Genomic DNA, 11,245 nt, shown 5'->3' with positions numbered 1-11,245 from the left:
TACGGGCCCGGGGGGGACGGCGTACCGGGCCGGCTGCCGACGTCCGCCCCCGGCGGGATCGCTCCCGGCTCCGCCCCCGGCGGGATCGCCTCGGGCCCACCCCTGACGGGCCCTCATCGGTCCGGCCCTGACCGGAACGGCGCGGGCGTCTCACGGACCCGCGCGGTCCTGTCGCCCTCAGCCGCGCCGGGGCACCGTGATCCGGTAGCCGTCGTCGAGCGGTTCGGGCAGGTGCCGACGCAGTGCGGCCACGCTCCGCGAACGGTCGCCCCCGGCGTCGTGCGACAGCACGACGACACCGGGAGCGGCCCCCTCCCGGACCCGGCGGACGATGGTGCCGACACCGGGTTCGGTCCGGTCCAGCGTGTCGACGGTCCGGGCCATGGGCTGACCAGCTGCTCGCGCGGCGCCGGTCCCGCCCCTGCCGTCGACACCGGCCGCGAACGGTTCTGCACCCGATGGGGGGATCCCGGTCAGGGCATCCGGCAGCCCCGGCCGAGACCGTGCCGCAGCCCGCTCCGGAGTCGGCCCGGACAACGGATAGCCTCACTGCCGTGACAGAACCGCAGCCTCATAAGTTCGAACGTGGCACTGATGGTCCGAAAGTGATCGTCGCAGGCCTCGACGGGTCCGATTCCTCCATGCGTGCCGCGGCCTACGCTGCGGGGCTGGCCCGCCGCCAGGGCGCCATGCTCGCCCTCGTCTACGTCCAGCCGGTACTGCCCGCGGGGGCCGCTCTCGGCGCACCGATCGCCGACACGACCGGCGAGGTCGCGGAGGGGCTGGTGAGCGAGATCCGGGAGGCGACCCGGCGGATGAAGGACATATGGGACGTGCGCTGGGAGTTCCACACCTTCCGCGGCGACCCCTACAACGGACTCGTGACCGCGGCGGACGAGCTGAAGGCGGATGCCGTGGTCGTGGGCGCGTCGGAATCGGCCGGGCACCGGTTCATCGGCTCGGTCGCGATCCGGCTGGTCAAGGCGGGCCGTTGGCCCGTCACGGTGGTCCCCTAGGCGTCGCGGAATCCTCCACTCCGCCGGACGGCACGCCGTCTTCCGCACCGGCTCCGCCTGGGCCATCATGAGCGCCCGTCAGGACAGCCGTCAGCGGAGAGGTGACTCATGGCAAGGCTCCGAGTGGGCGAGGGTGTACTGCGCCGCAAGCCGATCGAGCACATCGACGAGAAAGGGCCGGCGGGGGAAGTCGCCACCCAGCTCACCAGAACGCTCGGACTGTGGCAGCTCACGGCCATCGGCGTGGGCGGCATCATCGGCGCGGGCATCTTCACCCTGGCCGGCACGGTGGCGAACGGCACCGCCGGTCCCGCGGTACTGCTCTCGTTCCTGATCGCGGGCGTGGCGAGTGCCGCGGCCGCGTTCAGCTACGCGGAGTTCGCGGGCCTGATCCCCAAGGCCGGCTCCGCCTACACCTACGGGTACGCGGTGCTCGGCGAGCTGGTGGGCTGGTTCATCGGCTGGGACCTGCTGCTGGAGTACACCGCGATCGTGGCGGTGGTCGCGATCGGCATCTCCGGCTACTTCAGCTTCCTGCTCGGGGAGATGGGGCTCGAAGTGCCGAAGTGGATGCTGGGCGCACCCGGCACCGGCGACGGCCACAAGGTGGATCTGTTCGCCGCGCTGCTCTGTCTGCTCGTGGCGTACCTGCTCACCCTCGGGATCAAGAACGCGGCCCGCTTCGAGACCGTCGTGGTCGTCCTGAAGGTCCTGGTCGTCCTGCTCGTCATCGGCGTCGGCGTGTTCCACATCAACACCGCCAACTACAACCCGTTCTTCCCGTTCGGGGTGAGCGGGGCCTTCACCGGTGCGGCCACGGTGTTCTTCGCGGTGTTCGGATACGACGCCATGTCCACGGCCGCCGAGGAGTCCAAGGACGCCCAGCGCCACATGCCGAAGGCCATCCTGTACTCCCTCGCGATCTCCATGGTGCTCTATGTGGCGGCCTGCCTGGTACTGACCGGGATGCAGAGCTACGAGGACATCGACCCGGAGTCCGGATTCTCCACGGCCTTCAAGTCGGTGGGGCTCGACCGGCTCGCCGATGTGATCGCGGTGGGCGCGATCATCGGCATCCTCACGGTGATGTTCACCTTCATGCTCGGCGTGACCCGGGTGTGGTTCTCGATGAGCCGTGACGGACTGCTGCCGAAGTGGTTCGCCAAGACCCACCCGACCCGGCACGTACCGACCCGGGTGACCTGGATCGTCGGATTCGCCTCGGCCCTGATCGCCGGATTCCTGCCGATCGGCGAGGCGGCCGAGCTGACGAACATCGGCATTCTGCTGGCGTTCGTCGTGGTGTGCATCGCGGTGATCGTGCTGCGCTACAAGCAGCCGGACCTGCCGCGCACCTTCCGTACCCCCGGCATGCCGTTCGTCCCGGCCCTCGGGGTGGTGTTCTCGATCTGGCTGATCACCTTCCTCCAGTGGCAGACCTGGGTGCGGTTCGTGGTCTGGTTCCTGATCGGTCTGGTCATCTACTTCGGCTACTCGTACCGGAAGTCGAACATGGCGCAGACGCCCGGAACGGACACGGAAACAAGCTGACCGGTCCGTCGGGCGGCGGCCGCCCGGCCCCCTCGTACACACCGCGCCGGCCGCCGCCCGACCGTTCACCGCACCATTCGCCGCACTGTGCGACCGCTCGTCGCACGAGGCCGCCCATCTCCTGTTGCTCGGCGCCCCGATGGGTTCGTATACGCCAGTCGGCAGCGAAGCCGCAGGGACCTCGGCGGGAAGGGCGTTCACGATGACCATCACGACGACCGATGGGCGGGCCCTCGCTGATCTCCAGCGGGAGCACGGGCCCGCGCTGCTGCATTTCCTGCTCGGTCTGACCTTCGGCGACCGGCAGCGCGCCGAGGACCTGCTCCAGGAGACCCTGGTCCGGGCCTGGCAGCACCCGGAGGCCTTCGACTCCGCGTACGACTCGATGCGGCCCTGGCTCTTCACCGTCGCGCGGCGGCTCGCGATCGACGCCCGCCGTTCCCGGCAGGCCCGGCCCACCGAGGTCTGCGACACCGTGCTGGAGACCACGGCGGCCGGGGACGACACCGCGGAGGCCACGGTCTCGGCGCTCGATGTGCGCGATGCGGTGCGCACCCTCAGCCCGGAACACCGCGCGGTCCTCGTGCACATGTACTTCCGCGGGCTCACCGTGGACGAGACCGCCCAGGCTCTCGGCATCCCGGCGGGCACCGTCAAGTCCCGGTCCTACTACGCGCTGCGCCGGCTCTCCCGCACTCTCCCGGGCTACTCCAGCAGGTCCTCCTCGCGCAGCAGGGCGAGCAGGGAGACGGCCTCGGCGGCCTCCACGTAGTCGGCGGCGCAGCGGTCGCAGGACCGCAGATGACGGGAGACCGTTCGGGTCTCGTCGGCCGTGAGCGCGTCGAGTACGTAGGCACCCAGTTCATGGCGCACGTGCGGGCCCTCCCCGGGATCGGCGGTCATCGCATCCTCGTGTCGTCGACGCATCCGGTGGTGACGGATCCTGTCCTTCTGGCCACGCGGGGCGCGCTCCCCCGGTTCAATGCTCCGTGAAGCGCGGTACCGAACACAGAAAGAGGCGAGACGGGATGCGCCCGGAGCGTCAGGACGGAACCGGTGGGGGCGGCCTGCTGGTTCCGATGGACTGGATGTACGCGGAGTACATCGCCGACGATCTGCTGCGGACCGGCGATCTGATGGAGCCGTCCACGCTGGAGTACCGCGCGGGGCGCGACGCCCTGGCGCTGACCATATTCCTCTCCGACGGCTCGGTGGCCGACGCGCTGCCCGCGGCCCGGCTGGACGAACTGCGCCTGCTGACGGCGTACGGGGCCACGTGGTGCGGCTGGGTCCGTGAGCGGCTGGGCTCGCCTGACGCGGCCCCGGCGGGCGGGACGGCCGGGGCGGATCCCGATCTGGCGCTGGCCCGCGCGGCCTGGCGGTGGCTGGAGGAGACCGAGCTGCTCGCGGCCGACCTCGACGCGATCGCTCCGCCGCCGTGGGAGCCGGAGGGCGAGGAGCCGGAGGTGGAGGAGGCGGCCCAGGTGTGGACGCCGGCCTGGCAGCTGGGACTGCCGCTGGGGCATCTGGCGATCCATCTCCACTGACGGGAACCGGTCCGGCCGGTCAGGAACCGTGCACACCGGCCCGGTACTTCGGCAGTCGTACGGTGATCTTCATCCCGGCGCCGACGCCCGTCTCGATGACCAGTCCGTAGTCGTCCCCGTACACCTGGCGGAGCCGTTCGTCGACGTTGAGCAGTCCGATCCCGGTGGAGTGGCCGCCCTCGCCGCGCAGGATGTGACGCAGCCGTTCCGGGTCCATGCCGGTGCCGTCGTCCTCGATGACGACCTCGGCCTCGGAGCCGGCGTCCAGGGCGCTGATGGTGATCCGGCTGGAGGTGACGGCACCTTCGAGGCCGTGCTTGACGGCGTTCTCGACGAGCGGCTGGAGGCAGAGGAACGGCAGGGCGACGGGCAGCACCTCGGGGGCGACCTGGAGGGTGACCAGGAGCCGTTCGCCGAAGCGGGCCCGTACCAGTGCCAGGTACTGGTCGATGGAGTGGAGTTCGTCGGCGAGGGTGGTGAAGTCGCCGTGGCTGCGGAACGAGTAGCGGGTGAAGTCGGCGAATTCCAGGAGGAGTTCGCGGGCCCGTCCCGGGTCGGTGCGGACGAACGAGGCGATGGCGGCCAGTGAGTTGAAGATGAAGTGCGGGGAGATCTGGGCCCGCAGCGCTCTGATCTCGGCTTCGATGAGCTGGGTGCGGGAGCGGTCGAGTTCGGCGAGTTCCAGCTGTACGCAGACCCAGCGGGCCACCTCTCCGGCGGCCCGTGCCAGCACCGCGGACTCGCGCGGGGCGTAGGCGATCAGGGTGCCCAGCACCCGGTTGTCGACGGTGAGCGGCACGGCGACGGCCCAGCGCAGCGGGCAGTCCAGGTCGTCGCAGTCGCTGCGGAAGGCGGTGCCCCGGCCGCTGGCGAGGAGGTCCCGCACCTGGTCCATGACGTGGCGGCCGTGGTGTTCGCCCTCGCCGTCCCAGACGAGGACCCGGTCGCGGTCGGTGAGGCAGAGCGCGTCGGTGCCGAGCAGGGAGCGCAGCCGGCGGGCGGATCTGCGGGCACTCTCCTCGGTGAGACCGGCGCGCAGCGGGGGTGCGGCGAGCGAGGCGGTGTGCAGGGTCTCGAAGGTGGCGTGCTCGACGGGTGTTCCGACGTCGCTGGTGCGGACGGGCCGGGCGGTGCGCCGGCCGAGCAGGAATCCGGCAGCGAGCAGCAGGAGGGTGAGCAGGACGAGTACGGCGTATCCGGCGCCGGTCATCGGTGCCTCCCCGATGTCAGCGCCTCGGGCAGGTGGAAGCGGGTCATGGCGGCATTGGTGCCGGGGGGTATCCGGCCGGGGGTGGCGAGGGACACCAGGATCATGGCGAGGAAGCCGACCGGCACCGACCAGACGGCGGGCCAGGCGAGCAGGGTGTGCGGCCAGCCCGGTGGGCGGACCGCGCCGCTGACGGTGATGGCGACGGACAGGAACGCGGAGCCGCCGCCGAGCAGCAGTCCGGCGATGGCGCCGGGCGGGGTCAGCCGCCGCCACCAGATGCCGAGGACCAGCAGTGGGCAGAAGGAGGACGCGGAGACGGCGAACGCCATGCCCACGGAGTCGGCCACCGGCACCCGGCTCACGACCAGCGAACCGGCCAGCGGTACGCACATGGCGAGGACGGTGGCGAGCCGGAAGTGCCGTACACCGCGCGAGGGGAGCACGTCCTGGGTGATGACCCCGGCGACGGCCATGGTGAGCCCGGAGGCGGTCGACAGGAACGCCGCGAAGGCGCCGCCCGCGATGAGCGCGCCGAGCAGGTCCCCGCCGAGTCCGCCGACGATCCGGCCGGGCAGCAGCAGCACGGCGGCGTCCGCGTCCCCGCCGTGGATCAGCTCGGGGGCGTACAGCCTGCCCAGTGCGCCGTAGACCGGGGGCAGCAGGTAGAAGGCGCCGATCATGGCGAGGACGGCGACCGTGGTGCGGCGGGCGTCGCGGCCGTTGGGGCTGGTGTAGAAGCGGACGACGACGTGCGGCAGGCCCATGGTGCCGAGGAAGGTGGCGACGATCAGCCCGTAGGTGGCGTACAGCGGGTGGTCGGCGCGGAAGACGGTGAGCTGGTCGTCGAAGGTGACGCGGGGCCGTCCGTCGCCCTGCCAGGCGAGTACCAGGAAGATCGCGGGGACGAGGAGCGCGGTCAGCTTCAGCCAGTACTGGAAGACCTGCACGAAGGTGATGGACCGCATGCCGCCCGCGGCGACGGCGATGACGACGACGGACGCGACGAGCACGTCGCCGAGCCAGCCGGGCGCCCCGGTGAGGATCTTGAGCGTCAGCCCGGCGCCCTGGAGCTGGGGTACGAGGTAGAGCCAGCCCGCCGCGACCACGAAGACGCTGACCAGTCTGCGCACCTGCCGTGATTCCAGCCGGCCCTCGGCGAAGTCGGGGAGCGTGTACGCCCCCGAGCGGCGCAGCGGTGCGGCGACGAAGACCAGCAGGACCAGATAGCCCGCGGTGTAGCCGACCGGGTACCAGAGCATGTCCGGGCCGTGCACCAGCACCAGGCCCGCGATGCCGAGGAAGGAGGCCGCGGAGAGGTATTCGCCGCTGATGGCCGCGGCGTTGAGCCGGGGCCTTACGGTGCGTGAGGCGACGTAGAAGTCGGAGGTGGTGCGGGAGATGCGCAGTCCGAAGCCGCCGACGAGGACGGTCGCGAGGACGACGGTGGCCACCGCGGCCACCGCGTACGTACGGCTCACTGTGCGGGGCGGCCTTCCACGAGCCGGGCGAAGTCGCGTTCGTTGCGCTCGGCCCGTCGCACGTACCACCAGGCGATCAGGGTGAGCGGCGGGTAGGCGGCGAATCCGAGTACCGCCCAGACGAGCGCGGCGCTGTGCAGTGCCTCGAAGACCAGGGGCAGCGTCCCGACGACCACGGCGAGGACCGCGAACGCGGTCAGTCCGGCGCGCAGTTGGCTGCGCATCAGCGAACGGACGTACGCGCCGCCGAGCGCGGTCTGCTCGTCGATCTCCGACTGGGTGCGGTAGCGGGGCAGCGGGCGCACCCGCCGGGGCTCCCCCGTCACCACTTCGCGCCGGGGCGCTGGCTCTGCGGACATGGGCCCGGAGTGTATGCGGCACCGGACCGCCGTGGGAAGGGCCGGATCCCGGTAGGCGCTGGTCAGCGGCCGGTCTGGCGCATCAGCAGATCACGCAGCGCGCGGGTGTGGCGGCGGCTGACCGCGAGCTCCGCGGAGCCGATGCGGACGCTCATGCTGCCCGCGTCGAGGCGGAGTTCGTCGATCCGGCCCAGGGCGACGAGATGGCGTCGGTGGATGCGCACGAAGCCCCGGGAGCGCCAGCGCTCCTCCAGGGTGGTGAGGGGGACGCGGACGAGGTGGCTGCCGGTGGCGGTGTGCAGCCGGGCGTAGTCGCCCTGGGCCTCGGCATAGGCGATGTCGTCGATCGGGACGAACCGGATGACGCCGCCGAGCTCCACCGGGATCTGGTCGCCCGCCGTGTCGAGCACGGGCGCGGAGCGGTCGCCGACCTGTTCGGCGACCCGGCGCACCGCCTCGGCCAGCCGCTCGCGGCGTACGGGCTTCAGGACGTAGTCGACGGCCTTCAGGTCGAAGGCCTGGACGGCGAAGCCCTCGTGGGCGGTGACGAAGACGATGAGCGGCGGCGCGGCGAACCCGGCCAGCAGCTGCGCGACGTCGAGGCCGGTGAGGCCCGCCATGTGGATGTCCAGGAACACGACGTCGATGGCGGCCGGGTCGTCCGGGCCCGCCTCGACGGCGGCGCCGATGCGGCGCAGTGCCTCGGTGGCCCCGGTGGCCCCCTCGGCGCTGCTGATCCGGGGATCGGCGCGCAGGAGGTAGAGCAGTTCCTCCAGGGCGGGTTCTTCGTCGTCGACGGCGAGTACGCGGAGCATGGGCCGGAGTGTAGAGCGCGCACGGGCGTGCGGGGCCGGGTGATTCACCGCTTCTTCGCGTACCTTCCGTCCCCCGGACCCCGGCGGGTCATTTGAGGAGCCTGGACAGGCGGCGGTCGGCCAGCGGCCTGCCGCCGGTCTGGCAGGTCGGGCAGTACTGGAGCGAGGAATCGCTGAACGACACCTCGCGGATGGTGTCCCCGCAGACCGGACAGGGCTCGCCGGTGCGTCCGTGGACCCGCATCCCGCTCTTCTTCTCGGCCTTGAGCTTCCCGGCCGCAAGGCCGCTGGAGCGGGCGACCGCGTCCTGGAGCGTGCTGCGCAGCGCGGTGTGGAGGGTGGTGATCTGCTCGTCGGTGAGGTTCGCGGTGAGCAGGTACGGCGACATCTTCGCGACGTGCAGGATCTCGTCGCTGTAGGCGTTGCCGATGCCTGCGATCAGCGACTGGTCGCGCAGGGCGCCCTTGATCCGGCGGCGCTCACCGGCGAGCAGCGCGGCGAACGTGTCACGGTCGAAGGAGCCGGCGAGGGGGTCGGGGCCCAGCCGGGCGATGCCGGGGACCTCGGCCGGGTCGTGCACCAGGTGCACGGCGAGACGTCTGGTGGTGCCCGCCTCGGTGAGATCGAAGCCGTCACCGCCGGTGAGCACGGTGCGCAGCGCCAGGGGGCCCTTGCCGGGGCGCGGCGGCTCGGCGGGGAAGGCGTCCTTCCAGCGCAGCCAGCCGGCCCGGGCGAGATGGGTGATCAGGTGCAGTGGCCCGGCGCCGATGTCCAGGAACTTGCCGTGCCGGGCGATGCCGGTGACCGTGGTGCCGTGCAGGGCGGACAGCGGTGGGTCGTACGTCTTGAGGACGCTGACGTTGAGCGGCAGGACGCGGTCGATCTCCTTGCCGACCAGGTGGTCGTCGAGGAAGACCCGCAGGGCTTCGACTTCCGGCAGTTCGGGCACGGTCCCAGACTGCCGGAAGCCTCGGCGCAATGCCTATCCAAGGCCGTAGACCCGCTCGGCCGTGGTGGCGAACACCCGGTCCCGTTCGTCCTCGGTGAGGGAGTCGGTGAGGGCGCGTGCCGCGTCGACGACCTCCCCGTACGTCGCCGCGAGCCGGCAGACGGGCCAGTCCGAGCCGAACATCAGCCGGTCGGGGCCGAAGGCGTCGAGGACGGTGTCGGCGTAGGGGCGCAGGTCGCGCACGGTCCAGGCGCGCGGGTCGGCCTCGGTGACCAGCCCGGAGAGCTTGCAGACGGTGTTGGGGCGGGCGGCCAGGGCGCGGACGTCCTCGGCCCAGGGGCGCGTCTCCCCGGCGGCGACGGGCGGCTTGCCCGCGTGGTCGAGCACGAAGGTCAGCTCGGGCAGCAGCGCGGCGGCCTGGACGGTGGCGGGCAGCTGGCGGGCCTGTACGACGACGTCGTGGACGAGTCCGGCGGCGGCGACGGCGCGCAGTCCGCGCAGGACGTCGGGGCGCAGCAGCCAGCCGGGGTCGGGTTCGCCCTGGACCTGGTGGCGGATGCCGGTGAGCCGGTCGCCGCCGGGGAGTTCGCGCAGCGCGGCCAGGGTGTCGGCGACGTCCGGCGCGGTCAGGTCGCACCAGCCGACGACGCCCGCGACGAGGTCGCTGTCGTGGGCGAGGGCCAGGAACTCGGGGGTCTCGTCGGGGACGGTGACGGTCTGGACGAGGACGGTGGCGCACACTCCGGCGGCGCGCGCCTCGGGCTCCAGGTCGGCGAGCGCGAAGTTCCTCCGGAGCGGGGCGAGTTCGTCGCCGGTGATCCAGTCCTGGTCGCGTACCGACAGGTCCCACACATGGTGGTGGGCATCGACGATCCGTTGCCGGCCCGCCATGTCACAGCTCCCAGGCGACCGGGAGCCCGGCCGCGGCGCCGTCGGCCGAGTAGTCGTGGGACACGTCGAGCAGCTCGTCCATCCTGGCCTGCCAGGCGACGTTGACGGGGAGCTGCTCCAGCTGTGCGAGGAGTGCGGCGTAGTCCTCGCAGTCGATGACGTGGAAGAGGTCGGTGCCGCTGCGCCAGATCGTCCAGGAGGTGGCGCCCGCCGCACGGATCGCGGCGGTGAGCTCCGCCGGGACTTCGCGGTGTGCGGCCTCGTACTCCTCGATGCGGTCGGCGCGGACCTCGGTGTGCAGGGCGATTCTCATGTCAGTGTCCGTTCTCGGTCAGCAGGCCCTCGGCGCGCAGTTCGGCCCAGAGCTCGTCCGGGATCTCGCGGCGGAGCAGGGCGGCGGCGTCGCGCACCTCGTCCGGGGAGCGGGTGCCCACCAGGACTCCGGCGACGGCGGGGTGGGCGAGCGGGTAGTGCAGGGCGGCGGCGCGCAGCGGGACGCCGTGGCCCTCGGTGACGGCCTTGATGCGCAGGGCCCGGTCCAGGAGGGAGAGGGGTGCGGCCGCGTAGTCGTACGTGGCGCCGGGGCGCGGGTCGGCGAGCAGGCCGGAGTTGAAGACGCCGCCGACGACCACGCTGCGGCCCCGGGCGGCGGCCTCGGGCAGCAGCTCGGTGAGCGCGGACTGGTCGAGGAGGGTGTAGCGCCCGGCGCAGAGCACCACGTCGACGTCGGTGTCGCGCAGGAACCGGGTCAGCATCGCCGTCTGGTTCATTCCGGCACCGATGGCGCCGACGACGCCCTGTGCGCGCAGCTTCTCCAGCGCCGGGTAGGCCTCGTGGAACGCGGCTTCCGCGTGGTCGTCCGGGTCGTGCAGATAGGCGATGTCGATGCGGTCGGTGCCCAGCCGTTCCAGGCTGTCCTCAATGCTGCGGTGTACGCCGTCGGCGCTGAAGTCCCAGCGGCGGCGGTGGGTGGCGGGCACGGCGAAGCCCTCGGACAGGACGTCGGAGCCGTTCGCGGAGCCGGTGGCTCCGGCGGGCAGCGGGTCGAGCACCCGTCCCACCTTCGTGGACAGCGTGTACGAGTCGCGGGGCCGGCCGCGCAGGGCTTCGCCCAGTCGCCGTTCGGAGAGGCCGAGTCCGTAGTGCGGTGCGGTGTCGAAGTAGCGGATGCCCTCGTCCCAGGCGGTGCCGACCGCCGCGGCCGCCCGTGCCGGTTCGACGACGGTGAAGAGATTACCGATGGCCGCCGCCCCGAAGGACAGCTCGGTGACCTCGACCGCGCTGCTTCCCAGCCTGTTGCGCCGCATGCTTCCGCCGCCCTCCCCAATGATCGCTTCTTGCACACAGCGAATATTCATCGGATCACTTGGGCACGTCAACACCTCAGGCGCCTCCGCCTGTGACACTTTCCCGGACATCTGTCCGACCT

Annotated in this window: 13 protein-coding genes and 1 pseudogene; 4 read left to right on the top strand and 10 right to left on the bottom strand. The window is 71.9% G+C overall.

Annotation, left to right across the window (positions count from 1 at the left end; genetic code table 11):
- Nucleotides 1-177 precede the first annotated feature (177 nt).
- Nucleotides 178-390 (bottom strand): annotated as a pseudogene (locus tag AADR41_RS09980) (polysaccharide deacetylase family protein); the annotation flags it as partial.
- Between the two features lie 164 nt (nucleotides 391-554).
- On the opposite strand from AADR41_RS09980, the gene AADR41_RS09975 reads away from it, so the two are divergent.
- From AADR41_RS09975 to AADR41_RS09965, 3 genes are all read left to right on the top strand, one after another.
- A complete protein-coding gene (locus AADR41_RS09975; RefSeq protein ID WP_259929010.1) occupies nucleotides 555-1,016 on the top strand; it encodes a universal stress protein in 462 nt (153 codons plus the stop codon).
- A 108-nt stretch (nucleotides 1,017-1,124) separates the two neighbouring features.
- Nucleotides 1,125-2,567: an amino acid permease gene (locus AADR41_RS09970; RefSeq protein WP_342280963.1), complete on the top strand. Its 1,443-nt coding sequence runs from the start codon at nucleotides 1,125-1,127 to the stop codon at nucleotides 2,565-2,567.
- A 202-nt stretch (nucleotides 2,568-2,769) separates the two neighbouring features.
- The gene (locus AADR41_RS09965) at nucleotides 2,770-3,339 is read left to right on the top strand and encodes a sigma-70 family RNA polymerase sigma factor (RefSeq protein WP_342280962.1); all 570 of its coding nucleotides are present in this window, start codon (nucleotides 2,770-2,772) and stop codon (nucleotides 3,337-3,339) included.
- Here the strand turns inward: AADR41_RS09965 and AADR41_RS09960 are convergent.
- Entirely contained in the window at nucleotides 3,273-3,470 is a 198-nt protein-coding gene (locus tag AADR41_RS09960) for a zf-HC2 domain-containing protein (RefSeq protein ID WP_266687011.1), read from the bottom strand. The genes AADR41_RS09965 and AADR41_RS09960 overlap by 67 nt on opposite strands.
- A gap of 125 nt (nucleotides 3,471-3,595) precedes the next feature.
- Here AADR41_RS09960 and AADR41_RS09955 point away from each other — a divergent pair, with 125 nt between their 5' ends.
- Nucleotides 3,596-4,114 (top strand): hypothetical protein, encoded by a 519-nt coding sequence (locus AADR41_RS09955; RefSeq protein WP_342280961.1) that lies wholly within the window; start codon nucleotides 3,596-3,598, stop codon nucleotides 4,112-4,114.
- A 19-nt stretch (nucleotides 4,115-4,133) separates the two neighbouring features.
- On the opposite strand, the gene AADR41_RS09950 is transcribed toward AADR41_RS09955, so the two are convergent.
- The 8 genes from AADR41_RS09950 to AADR41_RS09915 form a co-directional block, all read right to left on the bottom strand.
- Nucleotides 4,134-5,324 (bottom strand): sensor histidine kinase, encoded by a 1,191-nt coding sequence (locus AADR41_RS09950; RefSeq protein WP_342280960.1) that lies wholly within the window; start codon nucleotides 5,322-5,324, stop codon nucleotides 4,134-4,136.
- Complete coding sequence (locus AADR41_RS09945; protein WP_342280959.1) at nucleotides 5,321-6,802, bottom strand: sodium/solute symporter; 1,482 nt, start codon at nucleotides 6,800-6,802, stop codon at nucleotides 5,321-5,323. The genes AADR41_RS09950 and AADR41_RS09945 overlap by 4 nt, the downstream gene beginning before the upstream one ends.
- Nucleotides 6,799-7,161 (bottom strand): hypothetical protein, encoded by a 363-nt coding sequence (locus AADR41_RS09940; protein WP_124720456.1) that lies wholly within the window; start codon nucleotides 7,159-7,161, stop codon nucleotides 6,799-6,801. The genes AADR41_RS09945 and AADR41_RS09940 overlap by 4 nt, the downstream gene beginning before the upstream one ends.
- Nucleotides 7,162-7,223: 62 nt before the next feature.
- Nucleotides 7,224-7,976: a LytR/AlgR family response regulator transcription factor gene (locus tag AADR41_RS09935; protein WP_342280958.1), complete on the bottom strand. Its 753-nt coding sequence runs from the start codon at nucleotides 7,974-7,976 to the stop codon at nucleotides 7,224-7,226.
- A gap of 88 nt (nucleotides 7,977-8,064) precedes the next feature.
- Nucleotides 8,065-8,925: an Fpg/Nei family DNA glycosylase gene (locus AADR41_RS09930; protein WP_342280957.1), complete on the bottom strand. Its 861-nt coding sequence runs from the start codon at nucleotides 8,923-8,925 to the stop codon at nucleotides 8,065-8,067.
- Between the two features lie 33 nt (nucleotides 8,926-8,958).
- On the bottom strand, nucleotides 8,959-9,816 hold the full coding sequence (locus tag AADR41_RS09925; protein WP_342280956.1) for an amidohydrolase family protein: 858 nt from the start codon (nucleotides 9,814-9,816) through the stop codon (nucleotides 8,959-8,961).
- Between the two features lies 1 nt (nucleotide 9,817).
- Nucleotides 9,818-10,129, bottom strand: a complete 312-nt coding sequence (locus AADR41_RS09920) for an L-rhamnose mutarotase (RefSeq protein ID WP_342280955.1) — start codon at nucleotides 10,127-10,129, stop codon at nucleotides 9,818-9,820.
- Between the two features lies 1 nt (nucleotide 10,130).
- The gene (locus AADR41_RS09915) at nucleotides 10,131-11,123 is read right to left on the bottom strand and encodes an aldo/keto reductase (RefSeq protein ID WP_342280954.1); all 993 of its coding nucleotides are present in this window, start codon (nucleotides 11,121-11,123) and stop codon (nucleotides 10,131-10,133) included.
- Nucleotides 11,124-11,245 lie beyond the last annotated feature (122 nt).

Origin of the sequence: Streptomyces sp. CLV115, from assembly GCF_038448545.1 — a bacterium.
Lineage (GTDB): Bacteria > Actinomycetota > Actinomycetes > Streptomycetales > Streptomycetaceae > Streptomyces > Streptomyces sanglieri.
This window is presented reverse-complemented; position numbering and strand designations above follow the sequence as displayed.